The organism is Georgenia sp. SUBG003, assembly GCF_000715355.2.
Taxonomy (GTDB): Bacteria; Actinomycetota; Actinomycetes; order Actinomycetales; family Actinomycetaceae; genus Georgenia.
On record NZ_CP180204.1, the window covers coordinates 2149476 to 2171264 of the forward strand.

Genomic DNA, 21789 nt, shown 5'->3' on the forward strand with positions numbered 1-21789 from the left:
CGTCAGCTGTCCCGTTCACTGGTCGCCTCGATCTCCTGCCCTGTCAGCGCGGGTCGTGCGGTGATCTCGTCGATGAGGTCTCGCAACGTCCCGACGGCGCGCCCCACCTCGTCGGCCTCGGCGTCGAACGCCCGCGAGCTGAGGGGCCTGCCCTGGTCCTCCGCCTGCCGGCCCAGCCGGCGCGTCAGCGTGGCCTTCTCCTCCAGCGACCTCAGGGCCATCCAGAGGGCGCCCTGGAGCGTGGCCGACTGCTGCGCCACGAGGCTGGCCACAGACCAGGCGTGCCCCACCCGGCAGCGAAAGCGCACAAGGCCACCCTCCACGATCTCGTACAGGGGACCGTGGCAGTCCGGACAGGTGTAGTCGGACCGCTCGCCGGGGCGGTCGTCGTCGAGCGCGTCAAGGTCGAAGTCCGCCATCCGCGCCTCCACCCGCATCAGCTCGGGAGCCTCGACAGGCGCGTACGGCACCTCCTCCTGGACAAGCTGGGTCAGCAGAGCGGGCATGAGCGTGGCCGGGAGGACGTGATCGACGGGCGCGGCCTGCATGGCCGACGAGGGCATCGACTCGTGAAGCGCCTCGGTCGGGTCCTGGCAGATGCCGACGCCGCCGCGTAGCTTCACGGCCACCATCCCGGCGGCGCCGTCGTCGAGGGCGCCGGAGAGGACGACGGCGATGACCCGGGGCCCGAGAGCGGCTGCGGCGGAGCGGAACAGGACGTCGACGGCGGGGCGGTGCCCGTTCTCGCGGGGGCCGCGCGAGAGCGTCACGGCGTCGTCGTAGAGAATCAGGTGCTGGTCGGGGGCGGCGACGAGGATCTCGCCGTGCCGGAGCCGATCACCCTCCGTCGCGTGCCGGGCGGGCAGCGGACCGGCACGGTCGAGTATCCGCGGCAGTGCGCTGGTTCCGGTCGCCGGCACGTGGAGCACGACGAGCACGCTGGCGGGGAAGTCCGGCGGCAGCCCCGCCACGAGCTGGCGCAGAGCCTCCACGCCGCCGGCGGAGGCCCCGACGACGACGACGTCACGTCTGGCCACGTCGTGCTCCCTGCTCGTCGGTCGTTTCTCGGCCCATCGTGCCGGGGGTGCCCTCCGCCGCCCGTCGGGTCGGTCCACGCGCGTCGTGCTGCCGCGCCTCGTCGATGTCCTCCTGCTCCGAGCTGAAGTCCGCACGGGCGGCAGCGCGGTGGGCGGCGGCGCGCACGGCGCCGCCGGCGTCGCCGGCCCGGCCGACGTCGAGCACGTCCAGCAGCTCCGCCGCCGCGAGGTGGGCCAGGGCTGCGCGATGGTGCGCCTGAGCGGCGTGCTCGTGGGCCTCGTCCGCGAGCACGCGGGACTCCTCGGCACGCTCCAGCGCGCGCTCGAGATCCTCGCGGGTGACGGCGTCGCCGGCGGCCAGCCGCGACCGGAGAGCGGCGAGCTCTCTCAGCCGTTCGGCGGCCTGGTCTCGACGACGTCCGGCCTCGTCGGCCCTCGCCTGCTCCACATCACCACGGTACTCTCGGTGCCTACCACGGTGTGGTGGTCCCGGGGTCGGCCACCACCGGGCGGTGGTCACGGGTGAGGCCCTGGTGCGAACACGACGCGAGGAGCCGCTCGTGACGGAGCACCTGCCGGCCAGCGGTCCGGCCAACGCCTTCGACTCTCAGCTCGACGCGCTCGAGGAGCAGATCGAGGCCGTGCGCGGTGCGCTGAACCGGGCCGACCCGGACGTCCTGCTCACGGACCTGGAGTCGGCGCACGAGGAGCTGCGTGTCGCGGACGAGGAGATCCGCGCCCAGCGGGTCGAGGTCGCGCGGCTGCTGGAGAGCCACCGGACCGGGCGGTGGCAGCACGAACGACTGATCCAGATGCTGCCGGTCGCCGTGGTCGTCACCGACCCGAACGGGCTGATCCGCTCGGGCAACGCGGCCGCCGCCTCGCTGCTCCGCGTACGGGCCGACCGGCTCATCGGGCGCCCGCTGATCAGCTTCGTCCTGGCGGAGGACCGCCCGGAGCTGCGCCGTCGGCTCGCGTCCGCGGCGCGGGAGCGCTCGTCCCTTCGTCAGGTGGTCGCGCTCGTGCCCCGAGGCGGCGGCCCGGCCAGCGTGGAGCTCGTGGCCAGCGTCTCCTACGACCTGGTCACGGACGTCACCGAGGTCACGTGGATCCTGCTCGCCGACGGCGGGTCCGAGTTCGACCTCCCGGCCGTCCTGCGGCCGACGGCGGCCGCCGCGCTGGTCGAGATCAGCGAGCTGCCGCTGCACCGGATGCGCCGCGCGGCCACCGTGCAGCGGATGGCGGAGATCTGCGCACGGGCGCTCGGCCCCGACGTCGGGGTGAGCTGCACCGTCGGGACGCCCCGCGAGCCCGACCTCGTCGGCACCACCTCCAAGCTCGCCCAGCTCGTCGACGGTGCGCAGATGGTCGCGCTCGAGGGGCCGGGCATCGAGGCGTGGGACGAGCGGCGCGTCGTGCAGGTCCCGGAACTGCACGAGCACGGGGCCTGGCCGCACTTCGCCGAGCTCGCGGTGGGGTCGGGCGTGCGGTCCGTCATGGCGCTGCCGATCGCGGCGGGCAACGCCCCCGTCGGGATCCTCACCGTCTGCAGCGAGGGGACGCACGGCCTGGACGACGGCCAGCGCAAGGTCGCCGAGCTGCTGGTCTCGGCCATGGGCGCGGTCCTGCACGAGATCGACCTCAAGGCCGAGCTGGAGGGTACGGCCCGCACGCTCGCTCTCGCGCTGGAGTCCCGGGCCACGATCGAGCAGGCGAAGGGCGTGATCATGGCGAGGGCCGGTGTCGACGCCGACGAGGCCTTCTCCCAGCTGGTGAAGATGAGCCGCGACAGCAACGTCAAGCTGCGCGTGCTGGCCGCCCGGATCGTGCAGGAGGCGGCCGGTCGCCGCCGGGTGAGGGGTGCCGACGCGGAGGAGCCGTGAGGGCGCGTCCAGGAGGGCGGGCGCGGAGAGGCACGGCCTCGGGCGTAGGAGGTTCGCTCCGACGACGTCGAGACGAGGGCCGGGCCGCCGACGCCCCCTGCACCAGCGGCCCGGCCCGTCCCCCCGCCTCAATATGGCGCTAGTTCCCCCTGATCTCCACCGAGTCGCCCAGGTGGGTCACCTGGAGGAGGAAACGCACCAGGTCGGTCGGCCTGATGAACGTCGCCCGCAGCGGACTGGCCCGTGTGAGGGCCTGCAGCGCCGCCACGGCCGAGGAGTCCATGAACGTCACGTTGCGGGTGTCGACCTCGACCGGCAGCCCGGCGACGACCGCCTCCCGGACCGCCTCGTCGAGATCCGCGGCGCAGAGCTGGTCGATCGGCCCGGACAGCACGAGCCGCACCGAGCCGCCGGTGGTCAGGACCGCGACGGTGCCCTGCTCGCGCCAGCGCGCAGCCGGGTCGGTGGTGGTGGTCATCGACGTCGTCACCTCGCCCAGGACGCGGCTCCGCGTCCGTGCTTCCGGTCCCCGGCCGCTGAGCTGGAGCCTGGGGACGACGTTCCGTCTTCATCGAGTGTGCACCTGTTCGCGCGGTGCTGTCGACAAGATGAGCCGGGCAGTTGCAGACGATGTATGACCATCGGAGATCTCTCCTCCACCGCCGCGCTGCTCGAGAGGTCCGGCAGGGCGGAAAGCCACCTCCGCGGTCAGGGCGAGGGGCGGCGCGTCAGCGCGGACGGGACCGTGAAGAGCAGGAACGCCCGCGCGGCGGGGCTCAGCTCTACCTGGCGATGGACGATGAAGATCTCCAGGTGCTCCTGAGTCACCAGGTCGTGCACCACGAGACCTGCCTCCCTGGCCAGGCTGCGCCAGGGCTCCGCCACGATCGCGATGCCGGTCCCCTCCAGCACCATCGGCAGGACCGCTTCTCGGTGCTCCGTCTCGACAACGGCCACCGTGGACCGGTTGGCGGCGATGACCTGATCTGCGACCCGCCGCATCCCCGTTCCCGGCTGGCCGATGATCAGGCGCTGCCCCTCGAGCTGGTCGTAGGTCAGGGGGCCGCGGGCCGGCAGGTTGGAGTCGCGCGAAGACACCACGATGAAGCTCTGCCGGCCCATCGGGTGGACCGCCAGACCCTCGGTGTCCACGGCACTCGTCACCGCCATGACCCCGAGCTCCACGCCGCCCGAACGGATCAGCGACATCACGTCCTGCGGTGTGCCGGCGGACCGGATGGAGATCTGCACCAACGGGTACCGGGCCACGAAACGATCGATGACGGTAGGCAGGGGGTGGACCGCCTGGGAAGGCATGGTCGCGATCACCAGGCGCCCCGTTCGCAGCCCGTGAACCGCCTCGACGTGCGCCCGGGACAGGTCCATCCAGTGCAGCACCTGCCGCGCCGGCGCGATGAGTGCCTCACCGGCAGCGGTCAGCTGCAGCCGCCGTCCCGTGCGGGTGAACAGCTCGGCGCCGAGGTCACGCTGGAGCGCCCGCAGCGACTGCGAGACGGAGGGCTGAGCGACGAACAGCTTCTCCGCCGCCGCATGGACCCCGCCCTCGTCGACGACGGCGAGAAAGTACTGGAGCTGGCGCGCGTCCACGCCGCACACCGTAGTGCGTCCCATGCGTCCGCACGCCAGCCGGCGCGCAACCGGCCGGCCGTTCCCGTCGGCACCGCACCGTCGACCTCAGGGCGGGCGTTACCGCATCGATACCTATTGAAGCCGCGTGATCAGCAGTGGACCTGCAGGTCACGTGTGTTACGGCCCCAAGTGAGATAGCCCTTGCCTATCGGACATATCGGTCGTTGGTCTTAGACACATGACGGGCGAGTGAGTTCACTGCCGGGTTAACGCATACCTCGGCCGGCCTGGAGCAGAACATGACGAGCACGTCTCAGCAGGGCACCACCTTCCACATCGCCGCCATCCCCGGCGACGGCGTGGGACGTGAGGTCGTCGCCGCCGGCCGGGCCGTGCTCGACGAGGCGGCGCGGCTGTCCGGCTCCTTCAGCTTCGAATGGAAGGAGCTGCCCTGGGGCTCCGACCACTTCGGCGAGACGGGCCGGATGATGCCCGACGACGGTCTCGAGGTTCTCAGGGACTTCGACGCCATCTACTTCGGGGCGGTCGGCTGGCCCGGCGTGCCTGACCACGTGAGTCTCTGGGGACTGCGGCTCGCCATCTGCCAGGGCTTCGACCAGTGGGCGAACGTTCGCCCCGTGCGGTTCCACCCCGGGGTGACAAGTCCGCTGCGGAAGGCGGGCACCACCGAGCTCGACTGGGTCGTCGTCCGCGAGAACAGCGAGGGCGAGTACGCCGGGCTCGGCGGCCGGAACCTCTCCGCACGGGAGGGAGGCGAAGTCGCCGTCCAGACGTCGCTGTTCACCGAGGTGGGCTGCGAGCGCATCATGCGCTTCGCCTTCGACCTGGCCCGCACCCGCGACCGCAGGAAGGTCGCGAGCGTGACGAAGTCCAACGCCCAGCAGTACGGCATGGTCCTGTGGGACGAGGTCTTCCGCCGGGTCTCCGCCGACTACCCCCGACGTGGAGACCGAGAGCGTCCTGGTGGACGCGATGGCGGCGCGCTTCGTCCTGCACCCGGAGACGCTCTCGGTGGTCGTCGCGTCGAACCTCAACGCCGACATCCTCTCCGACCTCGGCAGCGCGCTCGCCGGGAGTCTCGGTCTTGCAGCCAGCGCGAACCTCAACCCGGAGCGCCGCTTTCCCTCGATGTTCGAGCCCGTGCACGGCTCGGCCCCGGACATCGCCGGGCAGGGCGTTGCCAACCCGATCGGCGCCGTCGCCAGCGGCGCGCTCATGCTCGACCACCTGGGGCACCCGGACGCCGCGGACAGGGTCCGCCTGGCGATCGACGCCGTGACGGCGTCCGGCACCCTGACCCGCGACCTCGGCGGCACCGCCTCGACGGCGGAGGTCACCGAGGCGCTCGTCGCGGCCCTGCGGGACGCCCCCCGGCCCGCGACCCGAGAGGAGACCGCCACCACCCGCTAGGCCACGCAACCCGGCAACCCCACACCGATCCAACGGAGGATCACCATGAAGCGCATTGCCAAGTTCGCCCTGCCACTCATCGCCCTGAGCACCATGGTCGCCGCGTGCGGCGGGAACGAGGCCGCCCAGTCCGACGAGGCGGCCGAGAGCTATCCGGAGCGCCCGGTCGACTACATCATCGCCTTCGACGCCGGAGGCGAGTCGGACATCACCGCGCGGCTGCAGCAGGAGCCGCTCCAGGATGCACTCGGCACCGAGGTCACCGTCTCCTACAAGCCGGGCGGCGGCGGAGCGCTCGCCTGGTCGGAGCTCACGCGCACCGAGGCGGACGGCTACACGATCATGGGGCACAACCTCCCGCACATCATCCTCCAGCCGATGATGCGCGAGGACGCCGGGTACGAGACCGGGCAGCTCAAGCAGGTCTACATCTTCCAGAGCACGCCGAACATCCTCGCGGTGCCGGCCGACAGCGACATCAAGACTCTCGACGACTTCATCGCCGCCGCGAAGGAGAACCCCGGCGGCCTCTCGGTCGGCGGCAGCGGCGACTTCAGCGCCAACCACGTCGGCACGCTCCTGCTCAACGACGAGGCGGGCATCGAGACGACCTACACCCCGTTCTCCGGCACCGGCGCCGCGGTTCCCGCGCTGCTGGGCGGCCACGTCGACGCGCTGATGACCTACACCCCCATGATCGACCAGCTCGGGGACCAGATCCGCACCCTCGCCGTCGCCACCGACGAGCGGCTGCCGGGCCTCGAGGACTACCCGACGTTCGCGGAGCAGGGCATCGACCTCGTCGACGGCGCCTACCGCGGCGTCGCGGTGCCGCCGGAGACGCCGGACGCGATCGTGGACAAGCTCGCCGAGACCTTCGCGGAGGTCAACGAGGACCCCGAGCTCGCCAAGCAGTTCGAGGAGCAGGGCTTCGTGCTGGAGAACATGGGCCCGGAGGAGGCCACCGAGTTCACCGCCGAGCGCACGGAGGTCTACCAGGACCTCTTCGAGCGGCTCGGCATGCTCTGACCGACCGAGGAGGCCACCCGCCCGCACAGCCTGCGGGCGGGCAAGACCTAGAAAGGAGATGCCATGCTCGATCTCCTCGGTAGCGGCGCTGTCGCCAACCTTGCCCCCTCCATGCTGCTGCTCGTGCTCGTCGGGACGGCTGCCGGCATGGCGATCGGGGCCATGCCGGGCCTCAGCGCGACGATGGGGCTGGCGCTGCTCGTGCCGTTCACCTTCGTCATGGAGCCCACCCGGGCCCTGGTGCTTCTCGGTGCGTTCTACATGGGCGCCATCTACGGCGGCTCGTTCACCGCCATCCTCGTCAACGCCCCGGGAACACCGTCCTCCATCGCAACCGCGCTGGAGGGCTACCAGATGACGAAGAAGGGCAAGAGCGAGCTCGCCGTCGTGGGCGCCACGATGGGATCGCTCGTGGGCGGGATCGTCGGCGTCGTCGCGCTGATCTTCCTCGCCCCGCCGCTGGCCGACTTCTCGCTGCGGTTCGGACCCCAGGAGTACTTCTGGGTCGCCGTCTTCGGCCTGACGATCATCATCAGCATGGCCAGCGGTTCCCTGCTCAAGGGCCTCATCGGCGGTGTCATCGGGCTCCTGCTGGCGACGGTGGGCATCGCGCCCGTCGGCGGCGAGGTCCGGTTCACCTTCGGCGAACCGATGCTCCAGGGCGGTGTCCCGCTGGTGCCCGCCATGGTGGGGCTGTTCACCATCCCGGAGGTCATCCGCCTCGTGGCCCGCAAGGGCCGCGAGGCGCAGATGGTCGAGGAACGCGAGCACCGCCAGACGCTGTGGCACATGGTGCGCCTGATCTTCAGCCGCCCGGTGAACCTCGTCCGGTCCAGCGTCATCGGCACGGTCATCGGCATCCTGCCCGGCGCCGGCGGCAGCATCGCCAACCTCGTCGCCTACAACGAGGCGAAGCGGTCGTCGAAGCACCCCGAGAACTACGGCAAGGGCGAGGTCGACGGCGTCGTCGCCGCCGAGTCGGCCAACAACGCCACCGTCGGCGGCGGGATGATCCCCACGCTCACCATCGGGGTCCCGGGCACCCCGCCGGACGCCATCATCCTCGGCGTCCTCCTGCTGCACGGCCTACGTCCGGGCGCCGAGCTGTTCACCACCTCGGGCGACCTGGTCTACACCTTCATCATCGCCCTGGCCGTGTCGGCGGTCATGATGGTGCCCGTAGGCCTCGTCGCAGGACGGGCGCTCCAGCGAGGGGTCATCGCCCTGCCGGCCCGGTATCTCGCCCCCGGCATCACCGTGCTGACCATCGTCGGCGCGTACGCCGTTCGCTCGTCCGTGGTGGACGTCTTCATCATGCTCGCCCTCGGCGTCCTGGCCTACTTCCTGAGCCTGGCCGGGATCAGCTCGGCACCGATCGTGCTCGGACTCATCCTCGGCAGCATCGCCGAGACCGGCCTCGTCCAGGGGCTGCTGACCGCCCAGGGCGACGCCAACCCGTGGGCCTCCTTCTTCACCCGCCCGTTGAGCCTCGTGCTCATCGCGATGACGGTGCTCTCCCTGCTCTGGCCGTTCGTGCGGCGGTGGCGGCAACGGCGGGCGCGCACCGCCGCGGCGGCCGCCGGAGACACGTCGACCGCCGCCGGTGCACCGGGCGACGACGTCGTGGTCATCGCCGACACGCTGAGGAAGGACTGACCATGGCCGCCGCACTCGCCTCCGCCAGCAGGGTCAACGCCGTCGTCGGGGCACTGACCGTCGCCGTCGCCGCCCTGTTCTGGTCCCAGCGCGACTACACGACCCAGCACGGCGGCACGTTCGCCGACCCGGTGATCATCCTCCTGGGTGCCCTGGGGCTGCTGCTCCTGGTGCTCGGCCTCCTCGGCCGGCGCGTCGGCGCCGACACCGAGGAGCTCGAGCAGATGCCGCTGCGCGGGCTGATCCTGGCCGTCGTGCTGCTCGTCGCCTGGACAGCCGCCCTGCCGCTCCTCGGCTACCTCGTGGGTGGGGTGCTGTTCTTCGCACTCATGGCCGTGCTCATGCGGACCGAGCGGCCGACCGTCAAGGGCGTCCTGCTCGACGTCGCCGTCGCGGCGGTCGTCGTCGGGGCGTTCTACCTGGTGTTCACGGAGGTCCTCTACGTCCGCCTGCCCGAGCTCGGCGTGTGACCGCCCGACCCCCCCCGCCCCTGCTACCCAGCCGAGTTGAACCACGCGCCGGCCCCTGGCCGGAGTGCGCCGATCTGCAACGGAGACGACATGGACACGACCTACCGGATCGCCGCCATCCCCGGCGACGGCATCGGCAAGGAGGTGATGCCCGCGGCCCAGAGAGTGCTCGACACGGTCGGCAGCAGTTTCGGCATCCGCTTCGAGTGGAGCGAGCTGGAGTGGTCGTGCGAGTACTACGCCCGCACGGGTCGAATGATGCCGCCCAACGGGCTCGACCAGCTGCGGGAGTTCGACCAGATCTTCCTCGGTGCGGTGGGCTACCCGGGGGTGCCCGACCACGTCTCCCTCTGGGGCCTGCTCATCCCGATCCGCCGTGCCTTCCGTCAGTACATCAACCTCCGCCCCGTGAAGCTGCTGCCCGGTATCGACAGCCCGCTGCGAGACGTTCCGGCCGGCGGCATCGACTTCGTCGTGGTCCGGGAGAACAACGAGGGGGAGTACTCGGAGACGGGCGGGCGGATGTACCGCGAGACGCCGGACGAGTTCGCCATCCAGGAGTCGGTCTTCACCCGGCGCGGCGTGGAACGGGCCATGCGCTACGCGTACGACCTGGCCCAGGTGCGGGGCAAGCGGCTGGCCTCGGCCACGAAGTCCAACGGGATCATCCACACCATGCCGTTCTGGGACGAGATCTTCCGCGAGCTCGCGGCGCAGTACCCGGACGTGGCGACCAGCGAGTTCCACATCGACGCGCTCGCTGCGCTCTTCGTGCTCGACCCGGCGCGCTTCGACGTCGTCGTCGCCTCGAACCTCTTCGGCGACATCCTCACCGACCTCGGGGCGGCGATCATCGGCAGCATCGGCATTGCACCGTCGGGCAACATCAACCCCGAGGGCCAGTACCCGTCGATGTTCGAGCCCGTGCACGGTTCCGCGCCGGACATCGCCGGGCAGGGGCGCGCCAACCCGCTCGGCCAGGTGTGGGCCGGGGCGATGATGCTCGCCCACCTCGGGCACGAGGAGGCCGCCGCGACCGTGATGGACGCGGTCTCGCACGTGCTCTCCGTCACCGGGGTACGGACGCCGGACCTCGGCGGGACGGCCTCCACCCAGGAGGTCACCGACGAGCTGGTCGCCGCCCTCGAGCGGGAGGTGGCCCGATGAGGATCGTCGACATCAGGGAGCAGACCTTCCCCATCAGCTCGCCCATCCGCAACGCGTACATCGACTTCAGCCGCATGACGCTGAGCCTCGTGGCGGTCGTGACCGACGCGGTACGGGACGGGCGACCCGTGGTGGGGTACGGCTTCAACTCGAACGGCCGCTACGGGCAGGGCTCGATGATGCGCGAGCGGTTCATCCCGCGGGTGCTCGAGGCGGACCCGACGACGCTGCTCGACGAGACGGGCGACAACCTCGATCCGGCCGCTGTCTGGCGCACCATGATGACCAACGAGAAGCCGGGGGGTCACGGAGAGCGCTCGGTGGCCGTCGGCACCATCGACATGGCCGTCTGGGACGCCGTCGCGAAGATCGAGGAGAAGCCGCTGTTCCAGCTCCTCGCGGACCGCTACGGCGACGGCCGGCCGGACCGCCGCATCTTCGTCTACGCCGCCGGCGGGTACTACCACCCCGGGCAGGACCTGAACGCGCTGCAGGACGAGATGCGCGGCTACACCGACCGGGGCTACACCGTGGTGAAGAAGAAGATCGGGGGAGCGGACCTCGACGCCGACCGACGGCGCATCGAGGCGGTGCTCGACGTGCTCGGGCCCGGCCAGCGGCTGGCGGTGGACGCCAACGGCCGCTTCGACCGGGAGACCGCGTTGCGCTACGCCGAGATGCTCTCGCAGTACGACCTGTTCTGGTACGAGGAACCCGGTGACCCGCTCGACTTCGAGCTCCAGGCTCAGATCGCCGCCGCGTACGAGCACCCCCTCGCCACGGGCGAGGACCTGTTCTCCATGCAGGACGCGCGCAACCTCATCCGGTACGGGGGCCTGCGTCGGGACAAGGACTGGCTCCAGTTCGACTGCGCCCTGAGCTACGGGCTGGTCGAGTACCTGCGCACGCTGGACATGCTGCGCGAGCACGACTGGTCACCGAGCCGCTGCATCCCGCACGGCGGGCACCAGATGTCCCTCAACATCGCAGCGGGGCTCGGGCTGGGGGGCAACGAGTCCTACCCCGACCTCTTCCAGCCCTTCGGCGGCTTTCCCGACGGCGTACAGGTGGAGGACGGGTACATCACCATGCCGGACCTGCCGGGCATCGGCTTCGAGGGGAAGAAGGACCTCTACACACTGATGGCAGGCTTGGGGGAGTGAGCTCGGTGGTCGCGTGAGCGCCGGACTGCTGCCGCTGGCGGTCGCAGCCGTCGTGCTGGGGTGTGTCCTGCAGCGCACGAGCGGCATGGGCACGGGCCTCGTGGTCGCACCGGCGCTCGTGCTGATGATCGGGCCGGTCGCCGGAGTGGTCCTGACCAACACGGTGACCATCGTGTCCGCCCTGCTCATGACGTTCGCGGCACGCGCCGACGTCGACTGGCGCCGGTACGCGGCCGTCGCACCCGTGGTCGTCCTCGGGTCCGTCCCCGCCGCGCTGCTGGTGCGCGAGGTGGACCAGGGGCCGCTGGAGGTGGTCATCGGAACGGTGGTGCTCGCCGGGCTGGGCGGGGCGGCGCTGTGGCGGAGGATGCCGATCTTCCCCGGCCGGGCCGCGGGCCTGGCGGCGGGTGTGGCGGGCGGCTTCCTCAACACGGCCGTCGGCGTGGCGGCGCCGGCCATGCTGGTCTACGCCAGGGCGACCGGGTGGCAGCAGCGGCCCTTCGCCGCGACGCTGCAGCCGCTCTTCCTGACCATGGGGACGGTCTCGCTCGCGACGAAGTTCGCCGTCGGCGCCGCCGGTCCGGACGAGTTCCCCGTCGGCTGGCCGGTGTTGGCCGTGCTGGCCGCCGTGCCGGTCGGCGTGCTGCTCGGCGGACGGGGTGGCGAGGCGGGCCTCGCCGCGGACCGCGCGCCGGGTCGCCGCTCCCGCCGCCCGCTCCCCCGGGGGCCCCGCACGCGGGCCCGGCGCCCGAGGTTCCCTCGCGCCGTGGACCGGCCTCGAGTCCGACCCCGTCGCCGTCACGCCGGAGGACTGATGGCTACCGTCGACCCACCGTTCTCCGAGTTCCTGCCGGCGTGGGTGGCACGCCAGCGCTGGTACACCGGCAAGGGCACCGAACCCAGGCTGGAGCGGGTCGGCGGCCTGCGGCTGCACGACCCGGCCGGCGAGGTGGGGATCGAGACCTGGTTCCTCCTCGACCGCGGCGGCAGCACGCCGGTGCTGTACCAGGTCCCGCTGACCTACCGCGGCGCTCCCCTGACCGGTCACGAGCACGCGCTCGTGACCACCACGCAGCACTCCGAGCTCGGGCAGCGGTGGGTCTACGACGCCTGCCACGACCCGGTCGGTGCGGCGGCGCTGCTGCACGCGGTCACCGAGGAGCTCGAGCTCGCCTCCGACGGGCCGCCCGGGACCGGCCGCGCCCGCGGTCACCGGACCGGCCTGCTGCCGGCGCTGACCGTGCGCGGCTCGCGCGTGCTGCGCGGTGAGCAGTCGAACACCTCGATCATCCTCGACACCGTCGATCCCGACGACGGCGACGAACGGCCGGTGATCCTCAAGGTGTTCCGGGTGCTGCACCCGGGCCGCAACCCCGACGTGGAGGTGCAGCAGGCCCTCGCCCGCGCCGGCTCCACCCGCGTGCCACGGCCGGTCGGCGACCTGCTCGGCCAGTGGCCGGCGCCTGACGGCGCGCACCAGCTCTCCGGGCACCTGGCCCTCGCGCAGGAGTTCCTGCCCGGCGCGCCGGACGCGTGGCGGGTCGCCCTCGACGCGCTCGAAAGGGGGCAGGACATCGCCCCGCGGGCCCGTGCTCTCGGGGAGGCGACGGCGGAGGTGCACGCGACCCTCGCCGCCGTCCTGCCGACCGCGGAGCCCGGCGAGGCGGCACGGGCGGAGGCGCTGAGAGGCTGGCGCGCCAGGTACGCCACCGCCTGCGAGCACGTGCCCGACCTCGCCGGCAGCGCCGAGCGCGTGGAGGCGCTCCTCCGTGCGGGGGCGTCCGCGTGGTGGCCGCGGCTGCAGCGCATCCACGGCGACTACCACCTCGGGCAGGTCCTCGACGTGCCGGGCCGCGGCTGGGTGCTCCTCGACTTCGAGGGTGAGCCCCTGCGCCCGCTCGCCGAGCGGACGCTGCCGGACCTGCCCCAGCGCGACGTGGCCGGCATGCTGCGCTCCTTCGACTACGCGGCGGGCTCCGTGCCGGGCGCCGACGGCGAGGGCTGGGCACGCCGCGCGCGGGAGGCGTTCCTCGACGCTACGCCCACATCTCCCGCAGCGACCCCCGGGACGAACCGGCCCTGCTGCACGCGCTGGAGCTCGACAAGGCCCTGTACGAGGTGACGTACGAGGCGCGGAACAGGCCCGACTGGCTGCACATCCCGCTGGCGGGCGTCAAACGGATCCTCGGGGCCTGACCGGGCCCCGGCGGGCGACGATGAGCGCGCCCGCACGGCTGATGGAAGAGTGAGACCCATGGATCGTGAACCACACACCGAGGCCGTCTCCGGCGCGCCGTCCGACCCCGCCGCCGGTCCGGTCCCCGTCGACCCGGGGCTCCTGCACGAGGTCGCCCTCGGCCGGTACCACGACCCGCACTCCGTCCTGGGCGCCCACCTCGGGCCCTCCGGCGTCACCGTGCGCACCGTCCGGCACCTGGCCGACGCCGTCGCCGTCGTGACCGCCCACGAGACCTACGAGGCCGCCCACGAGCAGGACGGCGTGTGGGTGGCGGTCCTGCCCGGGGACCAGATTCCCGACTACCGCATCCGGGTGACCTACGGCCACGAGACGTCCGTCGTCGACGACCCGTACCGGTTCCTGCCGTCCGTCGGCGAGATGGACCGCTACCTGATCGGCGAGGGCCGGCACGAGGAGCTGTGGAACGCTCTCGGCGCCCACGTGCGCAGGTTCCCCGGCGAGATCGGCGAGGTCAGCGGCGTCAGCTTCACCGTCTGGGCGCCGAACGCCAGGGCCGTGCGCGTCGTCGGCGACTTCAACGCCTGGGACGGACAGGGCAGCTCCATGCGCTCGCTCGGCGCCTCCGGCGTCTGGGAGCTGTTCGTGCCGGGGATCGGCGCCGGCGAGCGCTACAAGTTCGAGATCGGCTACCACGACGGCTCCTGGCACCAGAAGGCCGACCCGATGGCGCGGCGCACCGAGGAACCGCCCGCGACCGCCTCGGTGGTCGACGAGTCCACCTACGAGTGGGGCGACGAGGACTGGCTGGAGCGGCGGGCCTCGACCGACCCGCACTCCGGGCCGATGAGCGTCTACGAGGTCCACCTCGGCTCGTGGCGGCCCGGTCTGAGCTACCGCGAGCTGGCCGACCAGCTCATCGAGCACGTGCGCCGGCACGGCTTCACGCACGTGGAGCTCATGCCCGTGGCGGAGCATCCGTTCGGCGGCTCCTGGGGCTACCAGGTCACCTCGTACTACGCGCCCAGCGCCCGGTTCGGCACCCCGGACGAGTTCCGCTTCCTCGTCGACAGCCTCCACCGGGCCGGCATCGGCGTCATCGTCGACTGGGTGCCCGCGCACTTCCCCAAGGACGCGTGGGCGCTGGCCCGGTTCGACGGCACCGCCCTGTACGAGGACCCGGACCCGCTGCGCGGCGAGCACCAGGACTGGGGCACGTACGTGTTCAACTTCGGCCGGCGGGAGGTGCGCAACTTCCTCGTGGCGAACGCTCTCTACTGGCTGCAGGAGTTCCACGTCGACGGCCTGCGGGTGGACGCCGTGGCCTCCATGCTCTACCTGGACTACTCCCGTCAGCCGGGTCAGTGGCGGCCCAACGTGCGCGGCGGCCGCGAGAACCTCGAGGCGATCAGCTTCCTGCAGGAGACGAACGCGACGGCCTACCGCAAGGTCCCCGGCATCATGATGATCGCCGAGGAGTCCACGGCCTTCCCGGGCGTCACCGCACCGACGTCGGTCGGCGGCCTCGGCTTCGGGCTGAAGTGGAACATGGGCTGGATGAACGACACCCTCCGCTACCTCGCGGAGGAGCCCATCAACCGCCGCTACCACCACGGCGAGCTGACGTTCTCGCTCGTCTACGCGTTCTCCGAGCAGTTCGTCCTGCCCCTGAGCCACGACGAGGTCGTGCACGGCAAGGGTTCCCTGCTGACCAAGATGCCGGGAGACCGCTGGCAGCAGCTCGCGGGTGTGCGGGCGCTGCTGGCCTACCAGTGGTCCCACCCGGGCAAGCAGCTGCTCTTCATGGGGCAGGAGTTCGCCCAGGAGGCCGAGTGGAACGAGGCACGCGGGCTGGACTGGTGGCACATGGACGACCCGGGCCACGCCGGCGTCGCCGCCCTGGTGGCGCGGCTGAACGAGATCTACAGCGCGCACCCGGCCCTGTGGTCGGACGACTTCTCCCACACCGGCTTCGAGTGGATCGAGGCCGGCGACGGCGACCACAACACGCTCAGCTACCTGCGCCGGAGCAAGGACGGCCAGGACGTCGTCGTCTGCGTGGTGAACTTCGCCGGCACCCCGCACGAGGGGTACCGGGTCGGGTTCCCCATGGCAGGCGGCTGGCGCGAGGTCCTCAACACGGACGCGGCCGAGTACGGCGGTTCGGGGGTGGGCAACCTCGGCCGGGTCGACGCCTCCGGCCCGCAGTGGCACGGCCGGCCGGCGTCGGCCGCGCTGCGCGTGCCCCCCATGGGCGCCGTCTGGTTCGTTCCCGAGAGCTCCGTCGACGCCGGCACCACGGGGACGAGGGTGGCCCCACCGGCGTGACCGCAGCCGGGCCAGCGTGACCGCAGCCGGGCCGGCGTGATCGCAGCCCGGCCGGCATGACCGCAGCCGGACCGGCATGACCGCGGCACCACCCGCACGGCCCTGACGAGATCGAGGTTCTGGTTCGATTCCGAGCCAGAACCTCGATCTCGTCGCAGGGGTGCCGCACCGGTAGGCGCGTGGCTGCCCGGCTGTCTCGTCGCGCGGGCTCTGCGGCCGTGCTCCTCCTCAGTACAGCGCGCTGGCGAGCGCCCGGCGCGCGGGGCTGACGTCCGGGTGCGTCGGTCCCGCGATCTCGAACAGCTCGAGCAGCCGCAGACGAGCCTGCTCCCGCTCGTCGCCAGAGGTGAAGCGCACCACCCGGACAAGCCGCTCGAACGCGGCACCGAACCGGCCCGTGGCCGCCTCGACGTCGGCCGCCGCCAGGTGGGCCGCCACGTCGGCCGGCGCCGCGTCCGCAGCGGCGGCGAGCACCTCCTGCGGGTCGTCGTGGTCCACCCGGCGGATCAGCTGCACCTGCAGGAGCGCCGCGCGTGCCTCGCCGTCGCCCGGGTTCTCCTTCAGAGCCCTGGTGTACGCGTCCTCGGCGGCGTCCAGGTCGCCACGCTCGATCGCCTCCAGCGCCTCGGCGTGCAGGGGCGGCAACGGCGGCTCGGCCGGCTCCTCCTCGCCCGGCTCCCCGCTCTCCTGCGACAGCACGCCGGTGACACCGTTCTGGGCGGCGATGCGCAGGACCTCGTCCAGCACCTGGCGGATCTGCTCCTCCGGGTACGCCCCCTGGAACAGCGGGATCGGCTGCCCGCCGACGACAGCGACGACGGTCGGCACGGACTGCACCTGGAACGCGGCCGCGATCTGCGCGTCGGCGTCGACGTCGACCTGGGCCAGCTGGAACCGGCCTCCGTACTCCCGGGCGAGCTTCTCCAGCACGGGGCTGAGCTGCGCCGAGGCGGCCGACCGTGCCGAGTACAGGTCGACGAGGACCGGCACCTGCGTCGACAGCTGGACCGTCTCCCCGAAGGTCGCCGTGGTCACCTTGACGACGACCGCGCCCGGGACCGCGGCGCCCGCACCGTCTCCCGCCCCGCCGGGGCCGGCCGGGACGCCCGTGGTCTGCTGCCGCGGCGTCGCCAGCGACGACAGGTCGACGGCGCCGTAGAGGTTCATGCCAGGCGTGGGCTCGCTCATCACTTTCCTTCGTCCGGGTTCGCTGCTGCTGACCCTACGCCGACCACGGCCCGGACCGGCTACTCCTCGGCCGGCGCCGCGGCGTCGTCACGGGTGACCTCCACGAGAACCGTGTTGGCCCCGAGCGGGCGGACGGTCTTGTCGTCCGCGTCGGAGGGGGGCACGTAGAACGCCACGAGCACGTCGGAGGTACCGGAGACCGTGCCCAGCACCTCGGTGTTGTCGCCGAGCAGGGCGCCCACGGTGCCGCCGGCCCGCAGCTCGGAGCCGGGGACCGTCTTGCGCAGGGTGAGGGTCGAGCGCAGCTCCCCGATGACGACCGCTCCGCCGTCGGCCGTGGCCAGCGAGAGCGGGCCGTCGTCACCGGGCTCGGCGGTGACCCTGGCCTCGCCGGCGGCCTCGATCGCGGTGTCGAGCTGGGTGGTGCTCTCGGCCCTGGACTTCTTGTAGGGGTCGTCGGCGAACTGGTCGGCGTACTCGGAGTCGCTCTTGTTGAGGGTGTCGACGTACCGCACGACGACGTCCGCCGGCGGCATCACGAGGTTGTCCGCGTCCGGGGGGGACGACGGCGGACCCTGCGTCGGGGTGCGACATCGCCGGGGTCTCGATACCGGGGAAGAGAGTCACCCATCCCCAGAGCTTGTACTGCTCGCGGGCCTCGGACTGCTCCAGCGCCAGCAGCAGCGGGAGGTTCGCCCCCTCGGGGACCTGGGAGATGACGACGACGGGGCGCGGGAAGTCCTCGGTGGCCGACACCGCGGCCACCTGCGGCGCCGTGGTCAGGGGGTCGGGCGCGTTGTCCCCGTCGGTCGCCTCGGCGAGCCGGTACTCGGCGCCGCGCATGTCCAGCGCGGGACCGGTGACCCGTGGGCTCAGCAGCTCGGGGTCGCGAGCCTCGTCAGCCTCCGCGACGGTGGTCTGCACCTCCTCGAGGATCCGGCCCAGCCGGTCCTCGTCGAGGGCGGGCGGTGGCGTGTCGGCGACCTCCTCCGGCTGGGGCTGCGGCAGCTGTGCGCTGCAGCCGGCCAGGAGCGCGACCGATAGACCGGCGCCGGCGAGGGCGGCGCGCACGCGTCGGGTCCGTACGCGGTTCATCGCTGCTCCTCCCCCTCGTCGCTCGGTCGTCGTCTCGTGCCGAACCCCCACAACGAGCGCCATCCCTGGCGGTCGTCCTGCTGCTCGCCGGCGCCCGCCCGCTGGTCGGACCCGGGCGCGTGGTCCCAGGTTCTCCGGTCGCGGGCTCGCCGGCCCCGGGCGGTCCGGCCTGGCGCTCCTCGGTCGGCTCGACCACGGGCATCGCGGCCGTCTCCTCGGTCGACTCCACGACCGGCATCGCCGCCGTCTGCTCGGTCGACTCCACGACCGGCATCGCGGCCGTCTCCTCGGTCGACTCCACGACCGGCATCGCCGCCGTCTCCTCGGATCCGGGACGGGGGCCCCGTCGTCCGCGGTCTCTCCCTCGGTCCAGCGGGCGGCCTCCTCCCGCGCGCGCTCCTCCGCCGGCTGGAGCTCCTCGGCCGGCTCGTGGACGGTGCGGAACTCGGCGGCCCGGTCGGACGCCGGGACGACTCCGGCGCCGCTCGCCACCCCCGCCTCAACGGCGTGGTCGTCCGTCCCGCGCTCCTGCCCGCTCGGTGCGGCCGCCGTGGCGTGACCCCGACGCGTGGAGGTCGGCGGCTCCGGACGTGGCGGTGCCCGGGGCGTCCTTGCCCGTGGCCTCGTTGTTCATGGGAACTCCTGTCCTGACGGCTGCCCCCCATCATGCCCGTCACGGACGTTCCCGCTCGCCGCACGCGCCGGGTGCGCCCCACGGGGACCGGGGTGGAGCTGCCGGTCAGGCACCGGGCGCGTGCCGCCGACCGCGCGGCCGCGAGGGCCCGGCGGCCTGCGTGCGCGAGGCGATCCGATGGTGCACGCTTGCCGCGCGGGTAGGCTCGGGGGAGGTCGCGGGAACGTGACAAATCCCGCACGCAGACCGTCTCAACCCAGCTGGAGGAGTTTCGATGAACAAGGCCGAGAGCATCGTGGCCGCCCTGGGGGGTGCGCCGAACGTCGTCGACGTGGAGCCGTGCATCACCCGCCTGCGCGTGGAGGTCCGCGACCCTGCCGTGGTGGGGGAGAGCGACCTGAAGGCCACCGGTGCGTTCGGCGTGGTGCGGGTCGGCCGTGTCGTGCAGATCGTCGTGGGCCCCGAGGCGGACGACCTGGCCGAGCAGATCAGCGCGCTGCTGTAGCGCCGCGGGCCGAACTCGTGCCGGCGTGGGCAGGACCCCCGGCACGGAACCCACGGCGGTGCACGTCCGTCGACACCGAGGAGCACCATGACGTCGAGCCCGGCACCGGCCGCGGACACCACCATCCCCTCTCCCGAGCTGCGCCGGCTGGCGGACAGCTTCGGCGTCGCCACGGAGTTCTGGGACTACACCGGCGAGCACCGCGTCGTCTCGGCGGGCACGATCCGTGCCGTCCTCGCGGCGCTCGGCGTTCCGGCGGGCACCGAGGACGCTGTCCGGGGCTCGCTCGCCGAGGTCGAGGTCGCGCCGTGGCGCGCGGTGCTGCCGCCGTCCGTGGTGGTGCGGGAGGGACGTGAGCAGGACGTGGCCGTCCACGTCCCCGACGGCTCCGAGGTCGCCGTCGTCGTGGAGCTCGAGGACGGCGGGACGCGGCGGCTGGGGCAGAAGGACCTCTGGGTGCCCCCGCGCGAGGTGGACGGCGTCCTCACCGGGCGGGCGACCTTCGTCCTCCCCGCCGACCTGCCCGCGGGGTGGCACGAGCTGGTGGCCCGCGTCGACGGCGGTGCCGAGAGCCGTTCGCCGCTCGCGGTGACCCCGGACCGGCTGCCGCGGCCCGCCGTGGCGACCGCGCGCGGGTGGGGGCTGATGGCGCAGCTGTACTCGGTGCGCTCGGCGCGTTCGTGGGGGATCGGGGACCTGTCCGACCTCGCCGAGCTGACCAGCTTCTCCGGGGACCTCGGGGCCGACTTTCTCCTGATCAACCCGCTGCACGCCGCGGAGCCGAGCGGTCGCATGACGCCCTCGCCGTACCTGCCGGTCACACGCCGGTTCGTCAACCCGATCTACGTGCGCCCGGAGGAGGTCCGCGAGGTCGCGTACCTGCCGGGCCCGCAGCGGGCGCTGGTGGAGTGGGCCGCCGAGGAGGTCCGCGGCACCAACGCCACGAACGCGCCGATCGACCGCGACGCCGTCTGGGCCGCCAAGCGGGAGGCGCTCGAGGTGGTGTTCGCGGCCGGTCGCAGCCGGTCGCGGCAGCGCGCGCTCGACCGGTTCCGGGCCGAGGAGGGCCAGGGGCTGGAGGACTTCGCCCTGTGGTGCGCGCTGCACGAGAAGTACGCCGCGACCGGCTGGCCCGAGGAGCTGGGCGACATCCGCTCGCCGTACGTGGCCCGTGCCCGCCGGGAGCTCGCCGGACGCGTCGACTTCTACATCTGGCTCCAGTGGGTCGCGGACGAGCAGCTGGCCCGTGCCCAGCAGGTCGCCAAGGACTCCGGCATGGGCCTGGGCGTGATGCACGACCTCGCCGTGGGCGTGCACCCGGGCGGCGCCGACTCCTGGATCGACCGGGAGGCGTTCGCCCAGGGCATCGGCGTCGGCGCGCCGCCGGACATGTACAACCAGCAGGGGCAGAACTGGAGCCAGCCGCCGTGGCGGCCCGACGCCCTGGCGCGCACCTCCTACGCCCCGCTGCGCGAGATGGCCCGCACGGTGCTCCGCCACGCCGGCGCGGTGCGCGTGGACCACATCCTCGGTCTGTTCCGCCTGTGGTGGATCCCGGACGGCATGGGCGCGGAGGAGGGCACGTACGTCCGCTACGACCACGAGGCAATGGTGGGCGTGCTGCTCCTGGAGGCCGCCCGAGCCGGCGCCGCCGTCGTGGGTGAGGACCTGGGAACGGTGGAGCCGTGGGTGCGGGACTACCTCGAGGACCGCGGCGTGCTCGGCACGTCCGTGCTGTGGTTCGAGAAGGACGACGCCGGACACCCCCTCCAGCCCGACGCCTACCGGAACCTGGTGCTCGCGACCGTCGACACCCACGACCTCCCGCCTGTGGCCGGCTACCTCGCCGAGGAGCACGTCGACCTGCGCGAGCGGCTCGGACTGCTGACCGAGCCCGTGGAGAAGGTGCGCGGCGAGGCGCGGACGGAGCGTGAGCGCATGGTGGCGCGCCTGCGCGAGCACGGGCTGGTCGGTGACGAGCCCACGGAGCGGGAGCTCGTCGAGGCGCTGCACGCGTACGTGCTGCGCACGCCGGCGGTGCTGGTGGGCGTCTCGCTCACCGACGCGGTGGGGGAGCGGCGGGCCCAGAACCAGCCGGGCACCGACACCGAGTACCCCAACTGGAAGCTGCCCCTGGCGGACGGCGCCGAGCAGGTGGTCATGGTCGAGGACCTTCCCGGTTCTGCCCGGTTGCTCTCCCTCGTCGCCGCCGTGCGCGCCGCCCTCGGCGACGACGACCGCCTCGCCTGACGCCCAGCCCCCCTCGCGCCGGCGCCCCGGCCTCCCGGGTGCCTGGCACGCGTCCGTCGCCCGACCGGACGGTCGCCAGCGGTGTGGACCAGCAGTGGCGCGCGGCCGTCCTGCGCCGCCGTGCCCCGGTCCGCGCCCGACGCCGGCGGGCGACTACCCTGGTCCG

17 protein-coding genes and 1 pseudogene are annotated in these 21789 nt (G+C 72.7%); 11 read left to right on the forward strand and 7 right to left on the reverse strand.

The features are described 5' to 3' along the window. Positions 1–2: 2 nt before the first annotated feature. Complete coding sequence (locus DA06_RS10630) at positions 3–1037, reverse strand: chemotaxis protein CheB (protein ID WP_043499831.1); 1035 nt, start codon at positions 1035–1037, stop codon at positions 3–5. Next, positions 1024–1485: a hypothetical protein gene (locus DA06_RS10635; RefSeq protein WP_052436623.1), complete on the reverse strand. Its 462-nt coding sequence runs from the start codon at positions 1483–1485 to the stop codon at positions 1024–1026. The genes DA06_RS10630 and DA06_RS10635 overlap by 14 nt, the downstream gene beginning before the upstream one ends. A gap of 112 nt (positions 1486–1597) precedes the next feature. On the opposite strand from DA06_RS10635, the gene DA06_RS10640 reads away from it, so the two are divergent. Further along, entirely contained in the window at positions 1598–2920 is a 1323-nt protein-coding gene (locus DA06_RS10640) for an ANTAR domain-containing protein (protein WP_418607650.1), read from the forward strand. 139 nt (positions 2921–3059) lie between these two features. Here the strand turns inward: DA06_RS10640 and DA06_RS10645 are convergent, their stop codons facing one another. Both DA06_RS10645 and DA06_RS10650 read right to left on the reverse strand, forming a co-directional pair. Continuing rightward, entirely contained in the window at positions 3060–3398 is a 339-nt protein-coding gene (locus DA06_RS10645; protein ID WP_052436625.1) for an STAS domain-containing protein, read from the reverse strand. A gap of 230 nt (positions 3399–3628) precedes the next feature. Further along, positions 3629–4552 (reverse strand): LysR family transcriptional regulator, encoded by a 924-nt coding sequence (locus tag DA06_RS10650; RefSeq protein WP_418607652.1) that lies wholly within the window; start codon positions 4550–4552, stop codon positions 3629–3631. A 257-nt stretch (positions 4553–4809) separates the two neighbouring features. Here DA06_RS10650 and DA06_RS10655 point away from each other — a divergent pair. The 8 genes and pseudogenes from DA06_RS10655 to glgB all read left to right on the forward strand — a co-directional run bounded on the left by DA06_RS10655 (position 4810) and on the right by glgB (position 15951). Continuing rightward, positions 4810–5941 (forward strand): annotated as a pseudogene (locus DA06_RS10655) (tartrate dehydrogenase). A gap of 45 nt (positions 5942–5986) precedes the next feature. Further along, positions 5987–6970, forward strand: coding sequence for a tripartite tricarboxylate transporter substrate binding protein (locus DA06_RS10660; protein WP_043499835.1), 984 nt, complete (start codon positions 5987–5989; stop codon positions 6968–6970). Between the two features lie 63 nt (positions 6971–7033). Continuing rightward, positions 7034–8626, forward strand: a complete 1593-nt coding sequence (locus DA06_RS10665; protein WP_418607655.1) for a tripartite tricarboxylate transporter permease — start codon at positions 7034–7036, stop codon at positions 8624–8626. A gap of 2 nt (positions 8627–8628) precedes the next feature. Further along, positions 8629–9096 (forward strand): tripartite tricarboxylate transporter TctB family protein, encoded by a 468-nt coding sequence (locus DA06_RS10670; RefSeq protein WP_052436626.1) that lies wholly within the window; start codon positions 8629–8631, stop codon positions 9094–9096. A gap of 90 nt (positions 9097–9186) precedes the next feature. Further along, positions 9187–10263 carry a tartrate dehydrogenase gene (locus DA06_RS10675; protein ID WP_043499837.1) on the forward strand — a complete coding sequence of 359 codons (1077 nt, stop codon included), beginning with the start codon at positions 9187–9189 and terminating at the stop codon, positions 10261–10263. Beyond that, a complete protein-coding gene (locus DA06_RS10680) occupies positions 10260–11426 on the forward strand; it encodes a mandelate racemase/muconate lactonizing enzyme family protein (protein ID WP_043499840.1) in 1167 nt (388 codons plus the stop codon). The genes DA06_RS10675 and DA06_RS10680 overlap by 4 nt, the downstream gene beginning before the upstream one ends. Before the next feature lie 13 nt (positions 11427–11439). Then, the gene (locus DA06_RS10685; protein WP_418607658.1) at positions 11440–13548 is read left to right on the forward strand and encodes a TSUP family transporter; all 2109 of its coding nucleotides are present in this window, start codon (positions 11440–11442) and stop codon (positions 13546–13548) included. Between the two features lie 132 nt (positions 13549–13680). Beyond that, a complete protein-coding gene (gene glgB, locus DA06_RS10690; RefSeq protein ID WP_052436629.1) occupies positions 13681–15951 on the forward strand; it encodes a 1,4-alpha-glucan branching protein GlgB in 2271 nt (756 codons plus the stop codon). 228 nt (positions 15952–16179) lie between these two features. On the opposite strand, the gene DA06_RS10695 is transcribed toward glgB, so the two are convergent. From DA06_RS10695 to DA06_RS10705, 3 genes are all read right to left on the reverse strand, one after another. Beyond that, on the reverse strand, positions 16180–17139 hold the full coding sequence (locus DA06_RS10695; protein WP_418607660.1) for a tetratricopeptide repeat protein: 960 nt from the start codon (positions 17137–17139) through the stop codon (positions 16180–16182). Positions 17140–17198: 59 nt separating this feature from the next. Next, entirely contained in the window at positions 17199–17678 is a 480-nt protein-coding gene (locus DA06_RS10700; RefSeq protein ID WP_043499855.1) for a hypothetical protein, read from the reverse strand. Between the two features lie 1055 nt (positions 17679–18733). Beyond that, positions 18734–18868, reverse strand: a complete 135-nt coding sequence (locus DA06_RS10705) for a hypothetical protein (protein ID WP_418607662.1) — start codon at positions 18866–18868, stop codon at positions 18734–18736. Between the two features lie 274 nt (positions 18869–19142). Here DA06_RS10705 and DA06_RS10710 point away from each other — a divergent pair, with 274 nt between their 5' ends. Next, positions 19143–19373: a glucose PTS transporter subunit EIIB gene (locus DA06_RS10710; protein WP_043499863.1), complete on the forward strand. Its 231-nt coding sequence runs from the start codon at positions 19143–19145 to the stop codon at positions 19371–19373. Between the two features lie 87 nt (positions 19374–19460). Continuing rightward, complete coding sequence (gene malQ, locus DA06_RS10715) at positions 19461–21623, forward strand: 4-alpha-glucanotransferase (protein ID WP_052436630.1); 2163 nt, start codon at positions 19461–19463, stop codon at positions 21621–21623. Positions 21624–21789: the final 166 nt, after the last annotated feature.